General features: G+C 65.7%; 18 protein-coding genes. 9 read left to right on the top strand and 9 right to left on the bottom strand.

What is annotated here, in order from left to right; genetic code table 11:
• Positions 1–96: 96 nt before the first annotated feature.
• The 6 genes from accC to E2I15_RS08205 all read right to left on the bottom strand — a co-directional run bounded on the left by accC (position 97) and on the right by E2I15_RS08205 (position 6,357).
• A complete protein-coding gene (gene accC, locus E2I15_RS08230) occupies positions 97–1,455 on the bottom strand; it encodes an acetyl-CoA carboxylase biotin carboxylase subunit (protein WP_069277676.1) in 1,359 nt (452 codons plus the stop codon).
• 24 nt (positions 1,456–1,479) lie between these two features.
• A complete protein-coding gene (gene accB / locus E2I15_RS08225; RefSeq protein WP_137483487.1) occupies positions 1,480–1,977 on the bottom strand; it encodes an acetyl-CoA carboxylase biotin carboxyl carrier protein in 498 nt (165 codons plus the stop codon).
• 52 nt (positions 1,978–2,029) lie between these two features.
• Entirely contained in the window at positions 2,030–2,515 is a 486-nt protein-coding gene (gene aroQ / locus E2I15_RS08220; RefSeq protein ID WP_137483486.1) for a type II 3-dehydroquinate dehydratase, read from the bottom strand.
• A 363-nt stretch (positions 2,516–2,878) separates the two neighbouring features.
• Complete coding sequence (locus E2I15_RS08215) at positions 2,879–3,709, bottom strand: DUF1236 domain-containing protein (protein ID WP_137483485.1); 831 nt, start codon at positions 3,707–3,709, stop codon at positions 2,879–2,881.
• 386 nt (positions 3,710–4,095) lie between these two features.
• Positions 4,096–4,863 (bottom strand): DsbA family protein, encoded by a 768-nt coding sequence (locus E2I15_RS08210; RefSeq protein WP_137483484.1) that lies wholly within the window; start codon positions 4,861–4,863, stop codon positions 4,096–4,098.
• An 87-nt stretch (positions 4,864–4,950) separates the two neighbouring features.
• The gene (locus E2I15_RS08205) at positions 4,951–6,357 is read right to left on the bottom strand and encodes a M48 family metalloprotease (protein WP_137483483.1); all 1,407 of its coding nucleotides are present in this window, start codon (positions 6,355–6,357) and stop codon (positions 4,951–4,953) included.
• A 227-nt stretch (positions 6,358–6,584) separates the two neighbouring features.
• On the opposite strand from E2I15_RS08205, the gene E2I15_RS08200 reads away from it, so the two are divergent.
• Positions 6,585–7,772: a pyridoxal phosphate-dependent aminotransferase gene (locus E2I15_RS08200; RefSeq protein WP_137483482.1), complete on the top strand. Its 1,188-nt coding sequence runs from the start codon at positions 6,585–6,587 to the stop codon at positions 7,770–7,772.
• Positions 7,773–7,983: 211 nt separating this feature from the next.
• On the top strand, positions 7,984–9,318 hold the full coding sequence (locus E2I15_RS08195) for a dicarboxylate/amino acid:cation symporter (RefSeq protein ID WP_137483481.1): 1,335 nt from the start codon (positions 7,984–7,986) through the stop codon (positions 9,316–9,318).
• A gap of 13 nt (positions 9,319–9,331) precedes the next feature.
• Here E2I15_RS08195 and E2I15_RS08190 read toward each other — a convergent pair whose 3' ends face one another.
• Positions 9,332–10,564 (bottom strand): NAD(P)/FAD-dependent oxidoreductase, encoded by a 1,233-nt coding sequence (locus tag E2I15_RS08190; RefSeq protein ID WP_137483480.1) that lies wholly within the window; start codon positions 10,562–10,564, stop codon positions 9,332–9,334.
• Between the two features lie 106 nt (positions 10,565–10,670).
• On the bottom strand, positions 10,671–13,145 hold the full coding sequence (locus tag E2I15_RS08185) for an Rne/Rng family ribonuclease (RefSeq protein WP_422109892.1): 2,475 nt from the start codon (positions 13,143–13,145) through the stop codon (positions 10,671–10,673).
• Between the two features lie 69 nt (positions 13,146–13,214).
• Here E2I15_RS08185 and E2I15_RS39695 point away from each other — a divergent pair, with 69 nt between their 5' ends.
• The 6 genes from E2I15_RS39695 (at position 13,215) to E2I15_RS08160 (ending at position 21,736) form a co-directional block, all read left to right on the top strand.
• Entirely contained in the window at positions 13,215–13,943 is a 729-nt protein-coding gene (locus tag E2I15_RS39695) for a hypothetical protein (protein ID WP_276487477.1), read from the top strand.
• A 614-nt stretch (positions 13,944–14,557) separates the two neighbouring features.
• On the top strand, positions 14,558–15,868 hold the full coding sequence (locus E2I15_RS08180; protein ID WP_137483478.1) for an N-acetylmuramoyl-L-alanine amidase: 1,311 nt from the start codon (positions 14,558–14,560) through the stop codon (positions 15,866–15,868).
• A gap of 236 nt (positions 15,869–16,104) precedes the next feature.
• Positions 16,105–18,606, top strand: a complete 2,502-nt coding sequence (locus E2I15_RS08175; RefSeq protein ID WP_137483477.1) for a penicillin-binding protein 1A — start codon at positions 16,105–16,107, stop codon at positions 18,604–18,606.
• Positions 18,607–18,712: 106 nt separating this feature from the next.
• Positions 18,713–19,844, top strand: a protein-coding gene (gene prfB / locus E2I15_RS08170; protein WP_137483476.1) for a peptide chain release factor 2 whose coding sequence is annotated in 2 segments (ribosomal slippage) — positions 18,713–18,781 and positions 18,783–19,844 — 1,131 coding nt in all. Because the reading frame shifts where the segments join, the coding sequence is not laid out codon by codon here.
• Between the two features lie 3 nt (positions 19,845–19,847).
• Positions 19,848–20,717, top strand: coding sequence for an NAD(P)-dependent oxidoreductase (locus E2I15_RS08165; RefSeq protein WP_137483475.1), 870 nt, complete (start codon positions 19,848–19,850; stop codon positions 20,715–20,717).
• Between the two features lie 83 nt (positions 20,718–20,800).
• Positions 20,801–21,736 carry a DMT family transporter gene (locus E2I15_RS08160; protein ID WP_137483474.1) on the top strand — a complete coding sequence of 312 codons (936 nt, stop codon included), beginning with the start codon at positions 20,801–20,803 and terminating at the stop codon, positions 21,734–21,736.
• On the opposite strand, the gene E2I15_RS08155 is transcribed toward E2I15_RS08160, so the two are convergent.
• Positions 21,696–23,849: a carbamoyltransferase C-terminal domain-containing protein gene (locus E2I15_RS08155; RefSeq protein WP_137483473.1), complete on the bottom strand. Its 2,154-nt coding sequence runs from the start codon at positions 23,847–23,849 to the stop codon at positions 21,696–21,698. The two genes, E2I15_RS08160 and E2I15_RS08155, sit on opposite strands and share 41 nt — an antisense overlap.
• 160 nt (positions 23,850–24,009) lie before the next feature.
• On the opposite strand from E2I15_RS08155, the gene E2I15_RS08150 reads away from it, so the two are divergent.
• Positions 24,010–25,266: an ABC transporter substrate-binding protein gene (locus tag E2I15_RS08150; RefSeq protein WP_137483472.1), complete on the top strand. Its 1,257-nt coding sequence runs from the start codon at positions 24,010–24,012 to the stop codon at positions 25,264–25,266.
• Positions 25,267–25,414: the final 148 nt, after the last annotated feature.

Genomic DNA, 25,414 nt, shown 5'->3' with positions numbered 1-25,414 from the left:
GATCTCGCTATGGGAGTGGGATTCAACGCGTCCCCGTGGAAAGCCAATAACCCTATAGTACGTTTGAGGAAGGGCTGGGTTCCACGGAGTTCCGAACTATTTTGCGGCGTCGGACGGCTGACCGGCGAGATACTGCTCCAGCCAGTGAATGTGGTAGTCGCCCTCGATGATGTCGGGCTCGCGCACCAGCGCGCGGAACAGCGGCAGCGTCGTCTCGATCCCGTCGACCACCATCTCGTCCAGCGCCCGGCGCAGCCGCATCAGGCATTCGCCGCGGGTCTTGCCGTGGACGATCAGCTTGCCGACCAGCGAGTCGTAATAGGGCGGAATCACGTAACCCTGATAGACGGCGGAATCGATCCGCACGCCGAGGCCGCCAGGCGGATGGAATTGTGTGATCCGTCCGGGCGAGGGACGGAAGGTCTGCGGGTTCTCCGCATTGATGCGGCACTCGATGGCGTGGCCGATGATCGCGATGTCGTCCTGCTTGGCCGGAAGGTCGCCGCCGGCGGCGATCCGGATCTGCTCCAGCACGAGATCGATATCAGTGATGCTTTCGGTGACGGGATGCTCGACCTGGATGCGCGTGTTCATTTCGATGAAATAGAACTCGCCGTCCTCGTAGAGGAATTCGATGGTGCCGACGCCGAGATATTTCATGTCCCGCATCGCTTTGGCGCAGGTCTCGCCGATCCTGGCGCGCGCCGCCGCCGCGAGCACGGGCGAGGGGCCTTCTTCCCAGACCTTCTGGTGGCGGCGCTGCAGCGAGCAGTCGCGCTCGCCGAGATGGATGGCGCCGCCGCGGCCGTCGCCGAGAATCTGGATTTCGATGTGGCGCGGCTTCTGCAGGTATTTTTCCAGATAGACCGAGGCGTCGCCGAATGCCGACTTGGCCTCGTTGGCCGCGGTCGAGAGCGCCAGCGCGAGGTCAGCCTCGGTGTGGGCGACCTTCATGCCGCGGCCGCCGCCGCCGGCCGCCGCCTTCACCAGCACCGGAAAGCCGATCTCCCTGCCGATCGCGAGCGCATCAGCCTCCGAGGTCACCGCACCGTCCGAGCCGGGCACCACGGGTATGCCGAGGCGCTTGGCGGTCTTCTTGGCTTCGATCTTGTCGCCCATCAGGCGGATGTGCTCGGCCTTCGGTCCGATGAAGCCCAGATTGTGGTCGGCGAGGATCTCGGCGAAGCGCGCGTTCTCGGACAGGAAGCCGTAGCCCGGATGCACGGCGTCGGCGCCGGTGATCTCGCAGGCCGCGAGCAGCGCCGGCACGTTGAGATAGGAATCCTTCGACGGCGGCGGGCCGATGCATACGCTCTCGTCGGCGAGCCGCACATGCATGGCGTCGGCGTCGGCGGTGGAATGCACCGCGACGGTCGAGATGCCGAGCTCCTTGCAGGCACGCAGCACGCGAAGCGCGATCTCGCCGCGATTGGCTATGAGGATCTTGTCGAACATCGCAGCGCCTGGTGTTGACGGAAGCTATTCAATGATGACGAGCGGCTCGCCGAATTCGACCGGCTGGCCGTCCTCGACGAGAATCTGCGTCACGGTGCCCGCGCGCGGCGACGGGATCTGGTTCATCGTCTTCATCGCCTCGATGATGAGAAGCGTCTGGCCGGCGGAGACCTTGGTGCCGACTTCAATGAACGGCTTGGCGCCCGGCTCGGGCGCCCAATAGGCGGTGCCGACCATCGGCGAGGGCACGGCGCCCGGGTGCTTGGCGAGATCGGTCGCAGCCGCAGCCACCGGGACGGCCACGGCCGCCGGCGCGGCAACGCCCGCCACGGAGGCCGCGGGCACCGAGGCCGCGATGCTGATGTTGCGCGCGACACGGACACGCAGGCCGGCACGCTCGATCTCGATCTCGGTCAGATTGGTTTCCGCGAGCAGCAGCGCGAGCTCGCGAATGAGGGCGCTGTCGTCGCTCTTGGAGTCGTTCTTTTTTGCGGCTGATTTGTCGTCTGGCTGGCGCGCCATGCTCTGTGATCCAAAATCTCTGTCTGGTGACGGGGAACGTCAGGATTGACGATTAAGTCTTTGGCTTGGCGTCGATCTTGGCATCGATCCTGGCGCCGATCCTGGTGGCGAGGCCGATGATGGCAAGCCGGTAGCCGTCGATGCCGAAGCCGCAAAGTGACGCGAAGGCGGCTTTAGCAGTGAACGAGTGGTGCCGGAAGCTTTCGCGGGCGTGGATGTTGCTGACATGAACTTCGACCGCGGGGATCTTGACCGCGACCAGCGCGTCATGCAGCGCGATCGAGGTATGAGAGTAGCCACCGGCGTTGATGATGATGCCGACCGCCTTCTTGGCGTGGGCCTCGTGGATGAAGTCGATCAGTTCACCCTCGCGGTTGGATTGCCGGCAGTCGGCGCTCAGCCCGAACTGGCGCGCGGTGTCCGCGCACAGCTTCTCGACATCGGCGAGGGTGGCATGGCCGTAGGTCTCCGGCTCGCGCGTCCCCAGCAGATTGAGGTTCGGGCCGTTCAGCACATAGATCGTTCCGGCAGCAGCCATTCCAAAATTTCCTGCCAGGGGTTCCGGCCAAGGGTTCCGGCCAAGGTTCCGACGGGGGGCCGACAAGGGGTGGAGTGGGCCGGGTTATAGGTAACAACCGGCCGAAGGGGAAGTCTTTAGGTGAAATCGGAACGTCTTCAACAACTTCCTCCGCCCTGTTAGATGGCTGCCCTAACCTACGGAAAATGCTGATTAACCAAATCTTGCGGAAGCTGCCTTCGCGGGCGCTCCGGCTCGCCATCCACTGGCGTGATGCGGCTTGCGGCCGAAAGCAAGACCCCGCCCCGAAGGGGGACGGGGTCGAGATGAAGGCGAGGGCCCGACGTCAAGGGCCCGTCTTGGCGCCCTCGCACCGAGGCCGGTCTAGCCCTCGAGGATGTAGACGATCTCATGGGTCTCCGGCTGCACGATCACGTAGCGGCCCTTCACCAGGATGACCTGATAGCCGCGCCACTGCGGGTAGATCGTCACGACCCGCTCCGGTACCGGGTAGAAGCGCACGTCAGCCGGGACGCGGGTGCCGACCGCCACATTGAAGTTCACGTTGGTGGTTTCGGTGATGTGTTCCGACTTGATCGCGGTCGTGATCTGGCTGCGCTTCTCGGCCGGCGGAGCCGCGGTCGCCGACGTTGCCGCATTGCCGGTCGTGGTCTGCTGACGGCTGGTGTCGGTTGCGCCCTTCTGCGTCTCCATGCCCTTCTGCTCGGTTGCACCCTTCTGGGTCTCCATACCCTTCTGCTTCTCCATACCGCTGCTCTTCTCGCGGCTCTCGGTGGCGGTGCCGCTGCTCTTCTCGCGGGTTTCGCCGACGGTGCCGCTCTTGCTGCGTTCCTCGGCCTTCATGTCCTTCGAGCCCTGCTTGGAGCCCTTGGTCGGCTCGTTCTCCGAGCTCATGCCCTTCGACTTTTGGGTACTGTCCTGCGCACCCTTGGTGGCCGTGCCGGACTTGTCGGACTCTGCACCCTTGGTGCTCGGGGATTCACCGGTGGTCGAATGCTCGGAACCCTTCATGCCGCCCGTATCGCGCTGCATCGTGCCCGACGATGCGCCACCGGACGGTGCGCTGTGCTGCGTGGTTGCGCCACCGCCGGCGCCGGACTCCTTGTTAGCGCCGCCCGCGCCCTGCGCATTCGCAAGGCCGGTGCCGGCGATCAGAGCCGCCGTCGCGACCGAAATCAGAAAGCGGTTAGACATCGTAATTCCTCCTCGTTTTTCAGCATTGCCCGCGCCGACAACGAGAGAGCCTGTGCGATGTTCCTGTTGATTTGCGGTTCCTTGCGGTTTGTTCTTTAGGTGAATGCGCGATGAACGCGCGCGATGAATGCGCGGCTGCTTCAGCCGCAGGCCCAGTCGAACTCGATGCTCGCATGATCGAGCTGGCCGTTGCCGCCACCGAAGTTGAAGCCGCCAAATACTCTTCGATCTCGAGATGGGTCGCGCTGTATTTCGGCTTCCCGCGTTCCGTTGTTGGTGACGGCCCTTGGATGCGGCCCGCGCGGAATCGGTTTGGTGACGACAATAAAAAAATCCGGCTGCCTGGCAGCCGGATTTTCGAGATGATGCGCGCTGTCGTGCGGCGATCAGCAGGTCGCCTTGCCGCAGCGGGCGATGCCGATCTTTTCCTTGAGGTTGTCGACGCCGACGGCGCCGATCACGACCTGCTTGCCGATCACGTAGCTCGGCGTGCCGTTCATGCCCATGGATTCGGCGAGGCGGAAGTTCTCCTCGATGGTCGCCTTCACCTCGGGGCTCGCCATGTCCTTCTCGATCTTCGCCATGTCGAGACCGACCTCCTTGGCGACCGCCAGCGCGCGCGCCTTGTCGGCGGCGCCGCGGCTGCCGAGCAGCTTCTGGTGGAAATCGAGATATTTCTTGCCGGTCGGATCCTGCATGCGCACGGCGACCGCGACCTGCGCGGCCTCGACCGAGCCCTGGCTCAGCACCGGGAATTCCTTCAGCACAACCTTCAGCTTCGGATCCGCCTTCATCAAATCGAGCATGTCGGACATCGCGCGCTTGCAGTAGCCGCAATTGTAATCGAAGAACTCGACGAAAGTGACGTCGCCGTCCTTGTTGCCGAGCATGACGCCGCGCGGCGAATTGAAGATGGTGTCGGCGTTCTTGGCGACGCTCTGCTCATGCTTCTCGGCTTCGGCGGCGGCCTGCCGCTTGCTCAGCTCGTTCATCGCCTCCTCGAGCACCTCCGGATGCGCGATCAGATAGTTGCGCACGATGGTCTCGATATCGCCGCGCTGGGTGTCGGTGAAGCTCTGCGCGGACGCCGGAAGCGGCGCGGCGCAAACGCCGAGCGCGAGCAGGGCAGGGGCAAGAAAACGAAGCACTGGCATGACAAAATCCTTGTTCGCGGTGGCCCGAAAAATCGGCGAGGCCGTGAGCCGGTTTCGGTGATCGTTGTATGGAACTACGGTTTATTTCTAGTTGTTTTTCTGACCCGGCATGGGCTTGGCGCTCACAATGTCGTCAGCTTTGACCCAGCCGGGCGTGCCGATCGCGAACCGCGTCTTGGCGCGTGACGCAAGGTCGCGGGCGGTCTTGGTGTCGCCGCGGAGATAGGCGGCCTGCGCCGAGGCGAGGTCGGCCTGGGCATAGTCGCCCTTGCGGCCATAGGCCATCGCGAGCTGGGTATAGCCGAGCGGCGCCTCGGGCTCGCGCGCCACGGCGGCGCGCAGCATGTTGATTGCCTCGTCGGTGTAGGCCTTGTTGTCGGAGGCGACCAGCGCCTGGCCGAGCAGCATCTCGATCAAGGGCGAATTGCTGGAGAGCTGCACCGCGCGGCGCAGCGGCGCGACGGCTTCCGCGGGCCGGCCGCCTTCGAGCAGCGCCTGGCCGCGCAATTCGTAGAAATAGGGATTGTTGGGCTGCACCTGGATCAAGCCGTCGATCTGCGCGATCGCCGATCGCAGATCGCCGTGCAGATAGGTCGTGATCGCGCGTGCATAGCGCGCCGGCAGGCTGGTGTTGGACAGTGGATAGCGGCGGTAGACCGTGTCCTGCCGCTCCATGAAGCCCGAGATCTTGGCGCGCATCATGTCGTGGCGCAGCTGCAGCGCCGGGTCGTCCTTCTTGTCCCAATAGGGGCTGGAGCGCGCCAGTTCCTGCAGCGCGGAGACGCGATCGACCGGCATCGGGTGCGACTGCAGATAGGGGTCGGCCCCGCGTGAGGCGAACAGGCTCTCGTCGGTGAATCGCTTGAACGTCTCGTACATGCCGCGGGCCGACTGTCCGGTCGCGTTCAGGAACTTGACGCCGGCGCGGTCGGCGTTCTCTTCCTGCTGGCGCTGATAGGACAACAGCGTGCGCTGAATGACCGACTGCGGCGCCGAGATCGCCGCGGCGCCGGCGCTGGAAAGACCGTTTCCGCCACCGCGGCCGCCCGCGCCCGCGGCAAGCGCGCCGACGCCAAGCAGCATCGCGATGATCATCTGGGTCTGGGCCTGCGCCAGCTGCTCGCGCATCTTGGCGAGATGGCCGCCGGCGAGGTGGCCGGTCTCGTGCGCCAGCACGCCGATGATCTGGTTCGGCGTCTCCGATTGCAGCAGCGCGCCGTAATTGACGAAGATGCGCCGGCCGTCGGCAACGAAGGCGTTGAACGAGCCGTCGTTGATGATCACGATCTGGATGTTCTGCTTCTCGAGACCTGCGGCGCGCAGGATCGGCCTGGTGTATTCGCGCAGCAGCTGCTCGGACTCGGTGTCGCGCAGCACCGGCGGGCCTTTTTGCTGGGCTTGCGCAGGGACGACGGGGCCGACCGCGAGCGCAACCGCGGTCATGAACGCGGTCAGCTTGAAGGTCCTGGTGCGAAGCGCGAGGCGGAACAGCATGGGCGATCTATCGGCGATGACTGGCCGCGCCGGCACAGGTCCGGGGTCCGGGCCCGACCGGATTTGGCGCGTGGCGCAGTCTGTTGTTTTTGCAGTTCTTCTTCACGCGAACCGGGTATTCACTTGGCCTGAAAGCGTTATAAGGAGCCACCGAATGCGGCCAGTCTGGGGCGGCAGCCGGCAACGGGAACCCGAATTCGGCAGCGGCCGTGCAATAGCAGAAATCCATGCGTGAAGCGACATCGAGAGACCGTGTAAGCAGCCTGTTGACAGCGTCCGGACGGAGCGATGTTCCGCCGTTCATGGTGATGGATGTGATGGCGGCGGCCGCGCGAATCGAGGCCGCCGGCGGCCATGTCATCCACATGGAGGTAGGGCAGCCTGCCGCAGGCGCGCCGAAGCCGGCGATCGCGGCCGCGCAGGCCGCGCTTGCGGACGGGCGGATCGACTACACCTCGGCGCTCGGCATTCCCTCGCTGCGCGCGCGCATCGCCCGGCACTATCGCGACATATATGGTTGCGCGGTTGACGCGGAGCGCATCATCGTCACGACCGGCTCGTCGGGTGGGTTCATCCTGGCGTTCCTTGCGATGTTCGAGCCGGGCGACCGGGTCGCCGTCACCGTGCCGGGCTATCCGCCGTACCGGCATATCCTGACCGCGCTGGGCTGCGAGCCGGTGCTGATCGAGACCTCCGGCGACACCCGCCATGCCCTGACCGGCGAGGCGCTGCTTGCCGCCCATCGCAAGGCGCCGCTGAAGGGCGTGCTGGTCGGCAGCCCCGCCAACCCGACCGGCACCATGATGTCGCGCGAGGCGCTGTCGAGGCTGATGGCGGCCGCCGACAGCGCAGGCATCCGCTTCATCTCCGACGAGATCTATCACGGACTCGACTATGCATTTCCTGCGGTGACGGCCGCCGAACTGTCGCCGAACGCACTCGTGATCAACTCGTTCTCGAAGTACTTCTGCATGACCGGCTGGCGTGTCGGCTGGATGGTGGTTCCCGACGTGCTGGTGCGGCCGATCGAGCGGCTGCAGCAGAACCTGTCGATCTCGGTGCCGACCCTGTCGCAGATCGCGGCCGAAGCGGCGTTCGAAGGCCGCGAGGAGATGGAGGCGATCAAACGCGGCTATCAGGAGAACCGCCGCATCCTGATCGAAGGGCTGCCGAAAGCCGGCCTGACCAAATTTCTCCCCGCTGACGGCGCGTTCTACCTCTATGCCGACGTCTCCGACTTCACCGCCGACGGCTTCGCCTTCGCCAGCGAGATGCTCGAGAAGGCGCATGTCGCGGCGACCCCCGGCGTCGATTTCGATCCGATCCACGGCCGGGCCTTCATCCGTTTTTCCTATGCACGCTCGGCCGCCGAGATGCAGGAAGCAGTTGCGCGGATCGCGCATTGGCTTAAATAGCCCGCGAACTCCAAGCGCTTTAAGAGCCTTCAAGAGCCGTCCGGAGTTCGCTCTGCCTTTCGGATCGGTTTCGCAGCGCAGCGTCGTGGTTTCACCGGCGCTTTGGCAGGCGGATCATCGCGGATAATCGGCATGGCCCACACAGTTCCATTTGACTTGAACGGCCAAGTTGATCTTGGCTGTTTCCGCCATTTCTGAGGGGGAGTGACACATGGCAACGGCAACCGTTGTCACGGCTGCGCCGGCGAGCGCCGGCAGCAAGCCGTGGTATAAAGTTCTCTATGTCCAGGTCCTGATCGCGATCGTGCTCGGCGCATTGGTCGGCTGGTTGTGGCCCGGCCTTGCCACCAACGAGTGGATCAAGGCGCTCGGCGACGGCTTCATCAAGCTGATCAAGATGGTGATCGCGCCGATCATCTTCTGCACCGTGGTGTCGGGCATTGCCCATATACAAGATGCCAAGAAGGTCGGCCGCATCGGCGTCAAGGCGCTGGTGTATTTCGAGGTCGTCTCGACCTTCGCGCTGGTGATCGGATTGCTGGTCGGCAATCTGGTCAGGCCCGGCGCCGGCTTCGGCAATGCGGCGGCGAATGCGCAGGCGGTTGCGGGCTATGCCAAGCAGGCGGAGGCGCAGAAGAGCGTCGACTTCGTGCTGCACATCATTCCGGACACCGTGGTCGGCGCATTCGCGCAGGGCGAGATCCTGCAGGTACTGCTGTTCTCGGTGCTGTTCGGCTTCGCGATCATGGGCCTCGGCGAGCGCGGCCACACCATCCGCTCGTTCATCGACGATGCCGCGCATGCGGTGTTCGGCGTCATCTCGATCGTGATGCGGGCGGCGCCGATCGGTGCGTTCGGCGCGATGGCCTTCACCATCGGCAAGTTCGGCACCGGCGCGATCCTCAACCTGATGGGGCTGATCGCGACGTTCTATCTGACCGCCGCGCTGTTCGTGTTCGTAGTGCTCGGCATCATCGCGCGGGTCGCCGGGTTCTCGATCTTCAAGTTCCTGGCCTACATCAAGGATGAACTCCTGATCGTGCTCGGCACCTCGTCGTCCGAGAGCGCGCTGCCGTCATTGATGGAGAAGCTCGAACGGCTCGGCTGCTCGAAATCCGTGGTCGGCCTCGTGGTGCCCACGGGCTATTCGTTCAACCTCGACGGCACCAACATCTACATGACGCTGGCGACCCTGTTCATCGCGCAGGCGCTGGGCTTCGATCTCACCTTCAGCCAGCAGATCACGATCCTGATCGTGGCGATGCTGACCTCGAAGGGCGCCTCCGGCATCACCGGTGCCGGCTTCATCACGCTGGCGGCGACGCTTGCGGTGGTCGATCCGCGGCTGGTGCCTGGCATGGCGATCGTGCTCGGCATCGACAAGTTCATGAGCGAGTGCCGCGCGCTGACCAATCTGTGCGGCAACGGCGTCGCCTGCGTGATCGTCGCCTGGTGGGAGGGCGAGCTCGATCGCGACAAGCTCAACGCCAATCTCGCCCGGCAGATCGACCCGACCGACATGGAGACCGCGCTAACGACGGACTGATTTTTCGTCGACGTCAGAACCGGTCCAGCCGATACGGCGAGGTGTCCACGGAGGATGCCTCGCCGTTCATCGTTTCGGCCAACACCCGCGCGGTCGCGGGGCCGAGCGTGAAGCCCTGATGGCCGTGACCGAAATTGACCCACAGTCCGCGATGGCGCGGCACCGGGCCGAGCACCGGCAGCATGTCGGTCGTGCAGGGGCGGGTGCCGAACCACGGCTCGGGCTCGACGCGGCTGCCGATCTCGATCAGCTCGCGCGCCGCCGCTTCGGCGTAGCCGAGCTGAATCGGCGTCGCCGGCGCGTCGGGGCTGGTCAGCTCCGCGCCGGTGGTGATGCGGATGCCCTTGGCCATCGGCGCCATGGCGTAGCCGTTCGCGGTGTCGACCAGCGGCAGGTCGAGCGAGCGGCCGCCCTGGTAATGCATGTGGTAGCCGCGCTTGCGCACCAGCGGGATCCGGTAGCCGAACTTGCGCAGCAATTGCGGTGACCACGGCCCGAGCGTGACCACGACATGGGCGGCATCGATCCGGCCGCCACTGGTGTCGACCGACCAGCCGGACGTCGTCTCCGTCAGCGTCTGCGCATCGCCGCGCAGCAGCCTGCCGCCGAGACGCTCGAACAATCCGGCATAGGCCGAAACCAGCCCGCCGGGATCCGACACGGTCCAGGGCCCAAGCCAGTGAATGGCGCCGGGCAGGTCGTCGCGCAGCAGCGGCTCCGCCTTGGCCAGATCGCGGCCATCAAGCACGCGAAACGTCACGCCGAAGTCGCGCTGGTTCTCTTCGGCGATTGCAATGGCCTGTTCGAGCGCGGCCGGGTCGCGATGCAGCAGGCGATAGCCGGCGCGGCGGATCAGATTGTCGGCATGGGCGTCGCGGATCAGCGTGTCGTGCTCCGCGGTGGCGTAGGCGATCAGGCGCGCCCAGGCGAGGGTGGCTTCGCGGTGCCGCTCGGGCGTTGAGTTCCACCAGTAGCGCAGCAGCGGGCCGGCGTGCTGCGGCAGCGACGCCAGCCGATAGCGCACATCGTTGGTGCGCCCCATCGCAATCCTGGCGAGCGTGGCGGGATCGCGCGGCATCGGGTAGGGCCGCACCGCCTCGCTCTGAATGATGCCGGCATTGCCGTAGCTGGTTTCGCGGCCCGGTTCCTTGCGGTCGACCAGCGTCACCGACCAGCCGCGACGCTGCAGATGCAGTGCCGTGCTGACGCCCACCATGCCGCCGCCAAGAACGATCGCGCTTTGCATTGGGATCCGTCTCCGTCAGCCTCCGTTACGCCGGCGTCTGACGAACGGATTGCCTGTTCAATAAAAACGCCCGGCGTGAACCGGGCGTTTTGACTTGCAGGTGGTGCTAGTTGCCGCCGCCGAAGCGGCGCGACCACCAGCCCTTGCGGGCCGGAGCCTCGGCCGCAGCGGCCGGTGCCGGCTCTGGAGCAGCCGCGGCCGGCTCGGGGGCAACTTCCTCCGCCGGGCTCTGAACCAGCGTCGCCGACGCCTCGGGCAGTGGGCTCGACGCGAAGTTGACCTTTTCGCGCACCGTCGAGCGGCGGCGCTGCGCGCGGTCGCCTTCGGCAGCCGTGTCCTCGGCGGCAGTTTCGGGCTCAGGTGCCGCGACCGGCTCAACAGGCGCGGCCTCGGTCGGCTGCCATTCCGGCGGCTCGGCGACCAGCTCGGGCTGCGCCAGCGAGGGAGCCGGCTCCGCATCATGGCTATCGAAATCGGCGACTGCGTTGGAGGCCTCCGGCGTCGCTGCCGGGCTCAACTCATCGGAGATCGATCCGGCGAGACCCTCATCCGGTCCGCCGCTGCCGCGCCGGCGGCGGCCGCCACGACGTCCGCGGCGCCGCGGACGGCGATCGCCATTGCCGGCCTGGTCGTCGCGCGCTGCGCCCTGCTGCTCATCGCCTTCGTCCTCATCGCCTTCGGCATCGGCAACCGCCTCGGTGCCTTCGGGCAGGACATGCATGAGATCGCCGTCTTCGCGCGGCTGCTGGGCGCCTTCACGCGCTTCGCCGGTGCCACCGCGGCCGCGCCGCCGGCGGCGACGCTTGCGGCGCTGACCGTCGCCTTCACCCTCGGCGGAGGCCGATTCATCACCGGCCGTCCGCTCGTCGGCGAGGCCCTCGGTCTCGTCGGTCTCGATCTCGGCCTCGTATTCGAACAGCTCTTCCTCGTCATCGGCCTCTTCGGCCTGGGCCGGCGCAGCGGCAGCCTGCGCAGCGAGCAGTGCCTTGGCGGCTTCGAGCGTATGCACCTGCTCGCCGCGGTCGATGATGTAGGACTGCTGGCCGTGCACCGTGGCGTCCGCGACGATCGACAGCGAAACCCGGAAGGAGTCTTCCAGATCGCGCAGATGGCCGCGCTTGTGGTTGAGCACGTAAAGCGCGACGTCGGTCCGGGTGCGGACCACCAGATTGTGGGTCGCGCCCTTCATCAGGATTTCCTCGATGCCGCGCAAGAGCTGCAGCGCCACCGACGAGACCGAACGGACGTGACCGCTTCCGCCGCATTGCGGGCAGGGCTCGGTCGAGCTTTCGAGCACGCTGGCGCGGATGCGCTGGCGCGACATTTCCAAGAGGCCGAAATGCGAGATGCGGCCGACCTGGATCCGCGCACGGTCCTGGCGCAGGCAGTCGGACAGCTTGCGCTCGACCGCGCGGTTGTTGCGCTTCTCGTCCATGTCGATGAAGTCGATGACGATCAGGCCGGCGAGGTCACGCAGGCGCAATTGGCGCGCGACTTCTTCCGCCGCTTCCAGATTGGTCTTGAGCGCGGTGTCCTCGATATGGTGCTCGCGCGTGGCGCGGCCGGAGTTGACGTCGATCGAGACCAGCGCCTCGGTCTGGTTGATCACGATGTAGCCGCCGGAGCGCAATTGCACGGTCGGCGAGAACATGGCGTCGAGCTGGCTTTCGACGCCCATGCGCGAGAACAGCGGCTGGCCGTCGCGATACTGCTTCACAGCACGCACATTGGCCGGCATCAGCATCTTCATGAAGTCGCGCGCTTCGCGGTAGCCGGCTTCGCCCGCCACCTGGATCTCGTCGATTTCCTTGTTGTAGAGGTCGCGCAGCGAGCGCTTGATCAGCGAGCCTTCCTCGTAGACCAGCGTCGGCGCCTGCGACTTCAGCGTCAGGTCGCGCACCGTTTCCCACATCCGGATCAGATATTCGAAGTCGCGCTTGATCTCCGGCTTGCTGCGGGAGGCGCCGGCGGTGCGCAGGATGATCCCCATGCCCTCGGGCACGTCGAGATCCTGCACCACTTCCTTCAGCCGCGAACGGTCCTGGGCGGAGGTGATCTTGCGGCTGATGCCGCCGCCGCGCGCGGTGTTGGGCATCAGCACGGCGTAGCGGCCGGCGAGCGACAGATAGGTGGTCAGCGCGGCGCCCTTGTTGCCGCGCTCTTCCTTGACGACCTGCACCAGCATCACCTGCCGGCGCTTGATCACTTCCTGGATCTTGTACTGGCGGCGCGGACGGAACGGGCGCTCCGGAACCTCCTCGAGCACGTCGTCGCCGCCGACCGACTCGACCACGTCCTCTTCCTCGCCTTCCTCGCCGTCATCCTCTTCGTCGTCTTCGCCGGCCTCGTCGCCAGGCCCGGTCTCGGGCGCGACCACCTCGGCGAGCGCGCCATATTCGCCGACCGCCTGTTCATCGGTGGCGACGTGAACGTCGTCGGACGTCACATGCGGCGCATCGTCGGCATGTGCGGCGTTTTCCTCGATCTGCTCCTCATGGGCGCGCTCGGGCTCATGGTTGACCTCGACCGTCTCGACGGTCTCGGGCGCGGCCGACGCGGCGGAGGCTTCGACCACCGCCACGACGGGGTCAGACGGGGCGTCGGCAGCCGCCGCGCCGCTCACTTCGGGGGCGTGGTCGTGATCATGCGCATGATCGTGATCGTGGTGGTCGTCGTGACCATGATCGTGGTGACCATGATCGTCGTGGTCATGATCATCCTGCCGATGATCATGGTCCTCGTGATGCGCATGGTCATGCGCCTCATGCTCGTGGCCTTCGTGGGCGACCACGCCGTGATCGTGGTGCCCGGCATCATGTTCATGATGCTCGGCATCGACGGGATGTTCGTGAGCCTCGATGGTGGGCAGCGCCTGGGTGTCGCTCGCACCCTCGATCACCTCGCTCTGGACGCGCTCGCCGTGGCCGCGGCGACGGGCGTTGCGATGGCGCGACCGGCGGCGATGGCCGCGGTTCTCGTGCTCTTCCTCGGCCTCGCGATGGGCGCGCTCGTCGGCCTCGATCAGCGCCTGACGGTCGGCGACCGGGATCTGATAATAGTCGGGATGGATTTCGCTGAAGGCCAGGAAGCCGTGCCGGTTGCCGCCATATTCGATGAAGGCGGCCTGCAGCGACGGCTCTACGCGCGTAACCTTGGCGAGGTAAATGTTGCCGCGCAGCTGTTTGCGCTGGGCGGTTTCGAAATCAAACTCTTCGACGCGATTGCCACGGACCACAACGACCCGGGTCTCTTCCGGGTGGGTGGCATCGATCAACATCTTGTTGGGCATTTTGGAGCTCTTGACGGCGGCGGGCGCGGATCATGGCGCGCGCAAACTGCGCCGCCCGGTGACGCGACGGTCCACCTGATTCGGGGGTGAGGGGAAGGCCGAAACGCATCTCGCGGCGCAGCGCCGGACGGGAACTCACCGGGATGATGCGACGGGCGAAGCTTTCACCTCGCGTCAGCGCGATCATTCGGGGGATCCTGGTCGGCAATGCAGTCTGGCGCATTAAGCGTCGGCCCGTCTAAACATGTTGGCGGCGACAAATACCGCCGTATCTTTTGCTGAAAGCCCCGTCTGGCGCCGAAGCGCCTGCCGGCCATCGCATATCGAGGCCCCAAGGGACCGGATAATCGGTTATGCCGTGTCTCAAACCGTCCCTCTGGCGAGGGAGTGTGCCTGGGACCGGACGCCGCTCGGGCTTGAATCCGCCACTCCGTGTCAGCCGCGCGCGGCGCTGGCTGGGGAGGGACCGGAAAAACACGGCGGGATCTTCGATCAGGAAGGTTCCACCGCTGCACCGGGAGGCTGAACGCGACACAACCGGGAGTACTAGCCGTCAGCACCTCGTACATACGTGGATTGACCGCCGCGTGCAAGGGAAGCGTCACGCCGCCGCAACACTCGGTTCTTTTCGCCGGAGCGTCATTAGGGGGCGATTAACCGTGTGGTTCTAATGCGGTAAGAAGAGCTGGGAGGCTACGAATCGGGTGGCGAACCGCGCAAAACACCTTGTTTTTCTGGGATGCGGGCTGTTGTGCGCCGCAACATCGCTGTTTGCCATTGCCGGCGCCCCGAGCGCTGCCGAGGGGCCGCAGAACGCCCCGCCTGCGCCGGCCGCGAGCGCCCCGAATTTCCCGATCGCATCCGGCGCCAGGCTCGCCGGCGACGCCAAGCAGACCCGATTCATCCTCGACCTCGACCAGAAGATCGAATTTCGCGCCTTTCCGCTGGCCGACCCCTACCGCGTCGTGGTCGATATCCCGCAGGTCGATTTCCAGCTCCCGGCCGGCACCGGCTCGGCGGGGCGGGGCCTCGTGAAGGCGTTCCGCTATGGCCTCGTGATGCCCGGCGGCTCGCGGATCGTGTTCGATCTGACCGGACCGGTGAAGATCGCCAACTCCTACGTGCTCGACGCCGCCAACGGCCAGCCGCCGCGGCTGGTGCTGGACTTCGAGGAGGTCGACCGCACCAGCTTCGTGCAGTCGCTGGCGCCTGCGAGCCGGTCCGAATCGAAGCCGGCGATTTCCGAATCCACCACCGCGACCATTCCGGCCGTCACCTCGGCGGCGCTGCCGCCTGTCGCGGTCACCGACGCGCGCCCGCTGATCGTGATCGATCCCGGTCACGGCGGCATCGACAACGGCACGCAATCCGGCGACCAGACCGAGAAGAACCTGGTGCTGGGCTTTGGCCTTGCCCTGCGCGACCGGATCGAGAAGTCGGGCAAGTATCGGGTGGCCATGACGAGGTCCGACGACACCTTCATCCCGCTCAACGACCGGGTGAAGATCGCGCGCTCCCAGTCGGCGGCGCTGTTCGTCTCGATCCACGCCGACGCCCTGCCGCGCCGCGAGGGCGATGCCCAGGGCGCCACGATCTACACGGTGTCGGACAAGGCCTCCGACGCCGAGGCCGAACGGCTGGCGGAGGCGGAAAACAAGGCCGACGCCATCGCCGGTGTGAACCTGACCGACGAGCCGACCGAGGTCGCCGACATCCTGATCGACCTCGCGCAGCGCGAGACCAAGACGTTCTCCAATCGCTTCGCCCGTCTTCTGATGGACGAGATGAAGACCACGGTGCGGATGCACAAGCATCCGCTCAGATCGGCCGGCTTCCGGGTGCTGAAGGCGCCCGACGTGCCGTCCGTGCTGGTCGAGATCGGCTACGTCTCCAACAAGGGGGACCTCGAGCACCTCGTCTCCGAGAACTGGCGGAACAAGGCGGTAGGCTCGATGGTGCAGGCGATCGACACCTTCTTCGCCAAACGGCTGGCAACTGCCGGGTCGGCAAAGTGAAACCGGCCCGCTGAAAAGCCGGGGCAGTTGCGCCGAAGCCCTAGTTTGGCCACAGCCGCGACGGTATAGACAATGGACCGCAGGTCCCCAGAATCGACCATATTGTCCGGCGGCTCTTGTATATTCGCGTGCGCAAGGTGGCTCGCTGGGCCAAAGCTTCGTTGTGTGAGGCTTTCGCACTTTGGACAGGCGCTTCTGACGACTGAGCGCCGGAGGGTAGGAACGGAACGTCGATAATGCGCCTGCTCGTGCGGTTTATGGGTTTCTTGTTCGCCGCCGGAACCGTCGTGTTCCTGGTCGGTGTCGCCGCCGTCGCTGGCGCCATCTGGCATTTCTCCAAGGATCTGCCCGACTACTCGCAGCTGCAGGACTACGAGCCGCCGGTGATGACCCGCGTGCATGCCGCCGACGGCGCGCTGCTTGGCGAATACTCCAAGGAACGCCGGCTCTATCTGCCGATCCAGGCGGTGCCCAAGCTCGTGATCAACGCCTTCCTCGCCGCCGAAGACAAGAACTTCTACGAGCACGGCGGCATCGACTATCAGGGCATGGCGCGCGCCGCGATCCTTTATGCGCAGAACTACGGCTCAAACCGTCGCCCGCAGGGTGCTTCGACCATCACCCAGCAGGTCGCGAAAAACTTCCTGCTCACCAACGAGGTCTCGTTCAGCCGCAAGATCAAGGAAGCGTTGCTGGCGATGCGCATCGAGCGCGCTTATTCCAAGGACCGCATCCTCGAGCTCTATCTGAACGAAATCTATCTCGGCCTCGGTGCCTACGGCATCGCGGCGGCGTCGCTGGTCTATTTCGACAAGTCGGTCAACGAGCTGACGATCGCGGAAGCGTCCTATCTCGCCGCGCTGCCGAAAGCGCCGGCGGCGCTGCATCCGGTGCGCAACCGCGACCGCGCGATCGAGCGCCGCAATTATGTGATCGACCGTCTGCTGGAGAACGGCTGGATCAAGCAGGCCGACGCCGACAAGGCGCGCAAGGACCCGCTCAACGTCACCAGCCGCTCGAACGGCGCGCACATCTTCGCCGGCGAATATTTCGCCGAGGAGGTCCGCCGCGACATCTTCGAGCGCTACGGCGAAAAGAAGCTCTACGAGGGCGGCCTGTCGGTGCGCACGACGCTCGATCCCAAGATCCAGGTGATGGCGCGCAAGACCATGGTCGCGGGTCTCGTCAATTACGACGAGGCGCAGGGCTGGCGCGGGGCGCTGCACAAGCTCGATATTTCGGGTGACTGGGGCGTCAAGCTTGCCGACGTGAAATCGCTGTCCGACATCTCGCCGTGGCGGATGGCCGTCGTGCTCGAGACCAGCGATCAATCGGCGCGGATCGGCTTCCAGCCGGGCCGCGAACTCGGCGGCGCGGTCAGCAAGGAACGGCAGACCGGCATCATCACGATGGACGGCGTGCGCTGGGCCAAGACCAAGGGCAAGGCGCCGAGCGCGGTTTCGCAGGTGCTGCAGCCGGGCGACGTGATCTACGCCGACCCGCTGGTGACCAAGGACGGCAACGCGGTCGAAGGCCAGTATCGCCTGCGGCAATTGCCCGAGGTGTCCGGCGCCATGGTGGCGATGGATCCGTGGACCGGCCGCGTGCTAGCGATGGTCGGCGGCTTCTCGTTCGACCAGAGCCAGTTCAACCGCGCGACGCAGGCTTACCGGCAGCCTGGCTCGTCGTTCAAGCCGATCGTGTACTCGTCGGCGCTGGACAACGGCTATACGCCGTCGACCACCGTGATCGACGCGCCGATCGAGATCGATCAGGGGCAGGGCGCCGGCGTGTGGCGTCCGGAAAACTATTCGACCGGCAAGTATTACGGCCCGACCACGCTGCGCAACGCGTTGCAGCGCTCGCTCAACACCGTGACGGTGCGCCTCGCGCAGGACATCGGCATGCCCTTGGTCGGCGAATACGCCAAGCGCTTCGGCGTCTATGACGAATTGCCGAACTATCTGTCCTATGCGCTCGGTGCCGGTGAAACGACCGTGATGCGCATGGTCACGGCCTATTCGATGTTCGCCAATGGCGGCCGCCGGGTGAAGCCGACGCTGATCGATCGCATCCAGGATCGCTACGGCCATACCATCTTCAAGCACGACACCCGCGAATGCCGCGGCTGCGACGCGCCCGGCGGCTGGAAGAGCCAGCCGGAGCCGCAGCTCGTCGACCGCCGCGAGCAGGTGCTCGACCCGATGACCGCCTACCAGATCACCGAGATGATGGAAGGCGTGGTCCAGCGCGGCACCGCGACCGTCGTGAAGGAGGTCGGCAAGCCGATCGCCGGCAAGACCGGCACCACCAACGACGAGAAGGACGTCTGGTTCGTCGGCTTCTCGCCCGATCTCGCGGTCGGCGTCTATATGGGCTACGACAAGCCGCGCAATCTCGGCCGCGCCGCCACCGGCGGCCACGTCGCAGCGCCGATCGCCCGCGACTTCCTCAAGCTTGCGCTCGCCGACAAGCCGCCGACGCCGTTCAAGGTGCCGGCCGGCATCAAGCTGATCCGCGTCGATGCCAAGAGCGGCATGCGCGCCGGTCCCGGCGACGGCGGCAACACCATCCTCGAAGCCTTCAAGCCGGGCACCGCGCCGCCGGAGAACTATTCGGTCATCGGCGTCGCCGATGCCGACGGGCGCGGCCCGGCGCCCGGCCCGCAGCCGTCGCAGAATGGGGCCCAGCCGGATGGCGGATTCTTCATGCGCCCGGGAACCGGGGGGCTTTACTAGCAGCCTGTCCGGCCAAATCGCCGGGATAGTGCGGCCAAGCCGATTGCGCTTTGCCGCGCCGGTCGCTACATCCCCCGGAACCTTTTTAGCCAACACCTGAAAGACCATGCGCGCGGAAATCGAACGCCTTGTTGAAGAGATCAAGCAGTCAGTCGGGCTGCTGAGGAGGCATCTTTGACGTCGAACAATCGACGGCACGCCTCGCTGAGCTGAACAAGCTCGCAGAAGACTCCAATCTCTGGAACGATCCCCAGAAGGCCCAGCGGCTGATGCAGGAGCGCACCTCATTGGAGGATGCGCTTTCGGGCATCGGCAAGGTCGAGCGCGAGCTCGAGGACCAGGTCGGCATGATCGAGCTCGGCGAGGCCGAGAGCGATGAGGGCGTGGTCACTGAGGCCGAGAAGGCGCTCAAGGACCTCAAGAAGGAGGTCGCCCGGCGCGAGCTGGAGGCACTGCTGTCGGGCGAGGCCGACAAGTTCGATTCCTATCTCGAAGTCCATGCCGGCGCCGGCGGCACCGAGAGCCAGGACTGGGCGCAGATGCTGCTGCGCATGTACACGCGCTGGGCGGAGAAGCACGGCTTCAAGATCGAGTTCCTCGAAGAATCCCAGGGTGAAGAGGCCGGCATCAAGTCAGCCACCATCCAGATCAGCGGTCACAATGCCTATGGCTGGCTGAAGACCGAGGCCGGTGTGCATCGCCTGGTGCGCATCTCGCCGTTCGATTCCAACGCGCGGCGGCACACCTCGTTTTCGTCGGTGCAGATTTTCCCCGTGATCGACGACTCTATCAAGATCGAGATCAAGGAGTCCGATGTCCGCACCGACACCATGCGGTCGGGCGGCGCCGGCGGCCAGCACGTCAACAAGACCGAGTCGGCGGTGCGCCTGACGCACATCCCGACCGGCATCGCGGTGGTCTGCCAGGCCGGCCGCTCCCAGCACAAGAACCGTGCGCAGGCCTGGGACATGCTGCGCGCACGGCTGTACGAGATCGAGCTGAAGAAGCGCGAGGAGCAGGCGGCTGCCGATCAGGCCGCCAAGACCGATATCGGCTGGGGTCACCAGATCCGCTCCTACGTGTTGCAGCCCTATCAGATGGTGAAGGACCTGCGCACCGGCGTGCAGACCTCCGACACGTCGGGGGTGCTCGATGGCGACCTCGATGAATTCATGGCGGCGACCTTGGCGCAGCGTGCCTTCGGCACCGGGCCCGGCTCCGTCGAGGATGTGGATTAGCCCATGCCGCGCGTCGCTTTCATCGGATTGGGACGCATGGGCCACGGCATGGCCGGCCGTTACCTCGATGCCGGCTTCACGGTCGCGGTGTGGAACCGGAGCAAGGCCAAGGCCGCGGACCTGATCGCCCGCGGCGCGCTGTGGGCAACCTCGCCGGAGGATGCCGCGATCGATGCCGATGCCGTGGTGACCATGGTCGCCGACGACGAGGCCTCGCGCGCGGTCTGGCTGACCAGGGACGGCGCTGCCGCCAACATGAAGGCCGGCACGCTCGCGATCGAATGCTCCACGGTCTCGTACCAGCACACGCTCGAGATGGCGCGCGAGCTCAACAGCCGCGGCCTGATCTACATCGATTGTCCGGTCACCGGCCTGCCGGAGGCGGCGGCCGCCGGCAAGCTGACGCTGCTGGTGGGCGCTGATCCGGCCGATCTCGAGCGCGCGCAGCCTTATCTCGCGCCGATCGGCAGCACGATCCGGCACTTCGGCCCGGTCGGCACCGGCACCGTGTTCAAGCTGATCAACAACCTGATCGGCGCGGTGCAGATCGCAAGCCTCGCCGAGGGCGTGGCGATCGCCGAGCAGGCGGGCCTCGACATGCAATTGGTGGCCGAGGCGCTGGCGACTGGCGCGGTGGCAAGCCCGCAGGTGATCCGCCACAGCAAGCGGATGATCGACCGCAACTTCTCCGGCGCATCGTTCACCGCGGCGCTGCGCCACAAGGATGCCGACTACGCTGTGCGGCTCGCCGAGACCTTGCTGCCCGGCGTGCCCGTCAGCCGCGCCGCGCTCGCCGCTTACGACAAGGCGAAGGCCCATGCGCCCGACGCCGACGAGGGCCAGATGATCGAGATCGTGTCGCGGCCGAAATAGGCCGGGCCGCCATCTCGGAAATCGGGTGGGAATATTCGCGGCGCCGCGCTAGTCACCTGTCCGACTGCAGGTGAGTGCCCGATATGCCTTCCGCCGACAACCGCATCGATCGTCGCGACTGGAGGCTGCTTGTCCTGCTGTCGGTACTCTGGGGCGGCTCGTTCTTCTTCAACGGCGTGATCCTGCGCGAACTGCCGCCGCTGACCCTCGTGCTGCTGCGCGTCGTGCTCGGCACGATCATCCTGCTGCCGCTGCTGCGGGCCGCCAGAATCGAATTCCCGCGTGGCCTGTCCGGCTGGGCGCCGTTTGCCGCGATGGGGCTGTTCAACAATGTGCTGCCGTTCGCGCTGATCGTGTTCGGGCAGACCTATATCCCGAGCGGGCTGGCCTCGATCCTCAATGCGACGACGCCGCTGTTCGCGGTGGTCGTGATGGCGGCGGCCGGCGAGGAGCGGCTGCAGGCGCGCCGCGTCGCGGGCGTGACGGTGGGGCTGATCGGGGTTGCGATCCTGCACGGCGATGCGCTCGGCTTCGAGAGCCGGCAAGGCATCGGCATCCTGCTGTGCCTCGCCGGCGCCTTCAGCTACGGCATCGCGGCGCTGGTCGGGCGGCGGCTGCCGCAGCACGTGCCGCCGCTGGGGACTGCGACGTTCCAGATGATGGCCTCGGCGGTGCTGATGGCGCCCATTGCCGCCGTCGTCGATCGGCCGTGGCTGCTGCCGATGCCCCACGCAACGACGTGGCTCGCCGTGCTCGGGCTTGCGGCGCTGTCGACGGCGCTGGCCTATATCGTGTTCTTCCAGATCCTGCGGCGTTCCGGCGCGACCAATGTGATGCTGGTGACGCTGCTGATCCCGGTCACCGCGATGCTGCTCGGATATCTCGTGCTCGGCGAGCCGATCGCGCTGCGCGAGGTGATCGGCGCGCTGGTGATCGCGAGCGCGCTGCTCTTGATCGACGGCCGCGTGCTGGTCTGGTTCAGCCGCGCGCCTGCTTCCACGCCGCATACCATCCGCTGAAGCGTCCGCTGTCGCGCTCGCCGCCGTGCCAGGCGGCATAGACCGTGCCGTCGTCAGCGACCAGCACCACGGCATCGAGTCCCTTGGAGCGGCGCAGCGTGTCCATCGCCTGCGCCGGCGTCTGCGCGATCGGACCTGCGACGTTGAACGAGGTGTTGACCGACATCTCGACGCCGATATGGCGGCCGAGCGCCTTCAGATAGGCATGAGTGAGGGGATCGTCAGCCTCGCGCACGATCTGGATACGGCCGGTGCCGTCGGCATGCACCACCGCCGGAATCTTCGCGCGCGCCTCGGGCTTCGAATGCGCCGTCAGCACCATGTAGTTATAGGCATTGTAGTCGGCGTCGGAGGCGCCGTCTTCCAGCTCGAAATAGTCGCGCGCTGCCTCTAGCGTCGCCATCGGCGCCAGCGGCCGGATCGCCTCGCGATACTTGACGCGCTCGTTGAGCCGCTCGCGCACCTCTGGATCGCAGGGATTGGCGAGGATCGAGCGGTGGCCGAGCGCGCGCGGGCCGGTTTCGGCGGCGCCCTGATAGATCGCGATCACACCGCCTTGCGCGACCATGGACGCCATCAGGTCGGCAACCGCGTCGCGCCCGTCCGAAGTCGCCACATTGCCGATCTTGGTCGAGGCGACGTCGTCCGCCTGCAGCGCCGTCGCGATGTCGGCGTTCGAGGGCGGCAGCCCGCAATAGAATGCATGCGACAGCGGCGCGCCGCGCGGCGCGCCCGCCATATGCGCGAACAGCCAGGCCGCGCCGATCGGCACGCCGGGATCGCCGGGCACCGGCGGCACCCACATATGCAGCCGCGTCTTGCGCTGCTGCGCCCGCTCGAACCACGCCTCGTCGAAATGCTCGAGCAGCCGCATGTTGCCGAGCGCGTTCAGCGCGACGCCCCCGGTCAGCACCAGGCGGTCGGTGCCGGTGGTGCGCAGGAGATGGTCGATGACATGGATCATCGCGTCCTCGAACACCAGTTGGGTCGCGGCCGCCTTGTCGACGCGGTCCTTGGTGTCGGGGCGGTGATTGATGTCCTCGACGCGCAGCACGGCGTCGGGATTCCAGAGCTGGTCCGGCCGCAGTGGCGTGCCGAGAATATCGATCAGCGGCTGATGATAGGGATTGTCGGCGGGATCGGCGTACCAATTGGCCATCGCGCGATTGAGCTGCACGCTGCCATTGGGCCCGAGCTGTAGCACCGCCTTCAGGCGCTGATAATACGGATTGGTGGCGCGGTTCATGTCGCCCCAGGCGGCGGCGCCCATGTAGCGGCCTTCGCTGGAGAGCCAGGTCCAGCCGCCCTGGCTCGACGAGATCACCGTGTAGAAGGCACCGAGCGAGTCGAACAGGCTCTCATTGCAATAGAGCTGCTTCATCTCGCCGTTCTCGGCGACATAGAGCGAGATCGAGCCGACGTCGCCGGTGCCGTCGAGCACCGCGATCGCAACACGCTCGCGCGTATCGGCGAACGGCGAGGCGGTGAACGAGTACCAGGCGTGATTGTCGTGATGCGGCATGCAGATCAGCGGCAATTGCTTGTCGAGCCCGTACATCCTGCCGAGCCGGCGCGACAGCCGCCGCACCTGATCCAGCTGGCGCAGATTGATCGCCGGTGCGATCGGGGCACGCAGCAATTTGAGGCTGGCCGGCGCTTCCTCGAGCGAGGTGCGAATCAGCATCGCCAGCAGCGCCGGATAGTCCCACGTCGTGACGAAGGCGGCGATATCGCCGACGTCGCGGCCCATCCGCTGCAACACTTTGCGCATGTCGTCGAGCGCGTGTTGCGGGAACTCGTTGGTGTGCTTGTTGCCGGAGAAGCGCTCTTCCTCGTTGTTGACGATGAGGCGCGGTCCGTCCTTCTGGGTGATCTCGACCAGCGCGACGCCGGTATTGTGCGTGCCGGGGCAGGCGAGGCCGGCGATGTAGACGGTCTCGCCGCGCTGCAGCTTTTCGCGGATCGAGGCGATCGTGCGCTGCGCGAACTCGCCATTGGCCTTGTGCAGGCCGCGCTTCGCCAGCGCAGACTCGCTGAGGCGGCGCGTGATCCCATAGCCCGCGGCCGCAAGATGCGGATGCCGCGGACCGGTACGGATGTCCGGTTTACGCAATCAGAACGCCTCGACTCGTGATCCCCAGATCGACCTTCAATCATAAATAGCGCCAGGCAACAATGCCGTTTCGCCCAACGGAAAAACCCAGCGCTTGCCAGCACATGCGTCTCTTGCGAGACTTGCCGCCAAAACCAACGACAAAAATCGGGAGAAAACGATGCCGGCTCGTTTCGGATATATTGGCGCAATCGCGGCGTTCGCAAGGGCCGCGCTGATCGCGACCTCGGTCGCACTGACCGCGACCGCGGCCACCGCGCAGAAGAAATACGATCCCGGCGCGAGTGATGGCGAAATCAAGATCGGCAACATCATGCCATATAGCGGCCCGGCGTCGTCCTACGGTGTGATCGGCAAGACCGAGGCCGCCTTCTTCAGGATGATCAACGATCAGGGCGGCATCAACGGCCGCAAGATCAACTTCATCAGCTATGACGACGCCTATTCGCCGCCGAAGGCGATCGAGCAGGCGCGCAAGCTGGTCGAGAGCGACGAGGTGCTGCTGATCTTCCAGCCGCTCGGCACGCCGTCCAATTCGGCAATCATGAAATACATGAATGCCAAGAAGGTGCCGCAATTGTTCGTCGCCTCCGGCGGCACCAAATTCGGCGACCCCAAGAACTTCCCCTGGACGATGGGCTTTCAGCCCAACTACCAGAGCGAGGGGCGCATCTACGCCAAGTACATTCGCGACAAATTCCCTGACAGCAAGATCGCGGTGTTCTGGCAGAACGACGATGCCGGCAAGGATCAGTTCAAGGGCCTGAAGGACGGGCTCGGCGACAAGGTCGGCATGATCATCGCCGACAAGTCCTACGAGGTCTCCGATCCCTCGATCGATTCGCAGATCGTCGCGCTGCACGATTCCGGCGCCGACATCTTCTTCTCCTGGGCAGCGCCGAAGGGATCGGCGCAGGCGATCCGGAAAGTGGGCGAGCTCGGCTGGAAGCCGAAATTCTTCCTCGCCAACACCGCGACCTCGGTCGCCTCGGTGCTGAAACCGGCCGGACTCGAGTTCTCCAAGGGCATCATCTCGACCGCCTATCTGAAGGACCCGACCGATCCGACTTGGGACAAGGATCCGGCGGTGCAAAGCTGGCGCGCCTTCATGGACAAGTATTACCCCGACGGCGACAAGGCCAACGCCAACAACCTCTATGGCTATGTCCAGGCCGAGGCGATGATGCAGGTCTTGAGGCAGTGCGGCGACAATCTCACGCGCGAGAACGTGATGAAACAGGCCGCCAGCCTGAAGAACTTCCACTCCGACCTGATGCTGCCCGGCGTCATGGTCAACACCTCCCCCGACGACTACTTCCCGATCGAGCAGATGCAGCTGATGCGCTTCAACGGCGAGGCGTGGGAGCTGTTCGGCGACGTGATCACAGGCGAGGTCGGGCACGAGGCGTCGCGGTAGGCGGTTGATGTGAGGAGGCCGGTCCCGCAACACTAGTGTCGTCCCGGCGATGCAGGCCGTGCAAAAAGGGGCGGCTTGAGTTGAAGACGAGGGGGTGGCCTCAAGCTGGACAGGGCCGGAGCGCCTTGAGCAGGGCGGGTGTCGTTTT

This window comes from Bradyrhizobium sp. BR2003, assembly GCF_009720285.1.
GTDB lineage: Bacteria > Pseudomonadota > Alphaproteobacteria > Rhizobiales > Xanthobacteraceae > Bradyrhizobium > Bradyrhizobium elkanii.
Note: the sequence above shows the minus strand (reverse complement) of the source record. Positions and strands in the feature narration are given on the sequence as shown.

Bases quoted from the DNA above. Each gene is read 5' to 3' on its own strand.
- accC (WP_069277676.1), bottom strand. From the start codon at position 1,455: ATGTTCGACAAGATCCTCATAGCCAATCGCGGCGAGATCGCGCTTCGC.
- accB (WP_137483487.1), bottom strand. From the start codon at position 1,977: ATGGCGCGCCAGCCAGACGACAAATCAGCCGCAAAAAAGAACGACTCC.
- aroQ (WP_137483486.1), bottom strand. From the start codon at position 2,515: ATGGCTGCTGCCGGAACGATCTATGTGCTGAACGGCCCGAACCTCAAT.
- E2I15_RS08215 (WP_137483485.1), bottom strand. From the start codon at position 3,709: ATGTCTAACCGCTTTCTGATTTCGGTCGCGACGGCGGCTCTGATCGCC.
- E2I15_RS08210 (WP_137483484.1), bottom strand. From the start codon at position 4,863: ATGCCAGTGCTTCGTTTTCTTGCCCCTGCCCTGCTCGCGCTCGGCGTT.
- E2I15_RS08205 (WP_137483483.1), bottom strand. From the start codon at position 6,357: ATGCTGTTCCGCCTCGCGCTTCGCACCAGGACCTTCAAGCTGACCGCG.
- E2I15_RS08200 (WP_137483482.1), top strand. From the start codon at position 6,585: ATGCGTGAAGCGACATCGAGAGACCGTGTAAGCAGCCTGTTGACAGCG.
- E2I15_RS08195 (WP_137483481.1), top strand. From the start codon at position 7,984: ATGGCAACGGCAACCGTTGTCACGGCTGCGCCGGCGAGCGCCGGCAGC.
- E2I15_RS08190 (WP_137483480.1), bottom strand. From the start codon at position 10,564: ATGCAAAGCGCGATCGTTCTTGGCGGCGGCATGGTGGGCGTCAGCACG.
- E2I15_RS39695 (WP_276487477.1), top strand. From the start codon at position 13,215: ATGATCGTGATCGTGGTGGTCGTCGTGACCATGATCGTGGTGACCATG.
- E2I15_RS08175 (WP_137483477.1), top strand. From the start codon at position 16,105: ATGCGCCTGCTCGTGCGGTTTATGGGTTTCTTGTTCGCCGCCGGAACC.
- E2I15_RS08165 (WP_137483475.1), top strand. From the start codon at position 19,848: ATGCCGCGCGTCGCTTTCATCGGATTGGGACGCATGGGCCACGGCATG.
- E2I15_RS08160 (WP_137483474.1), top strand. From the start codon at position 20,801: ATGCCTTCCGCCGACAACCGCATCGATCGTCGCGACTGGAGGCTGCTT.
- E2I15_RS08150 (WP_137483472.1), top strand. From the start codon at position 24,010: ATGCCGGCTCGTTTCGGATATATTGGCGCAATCGCGGCGTTCGCAAGG.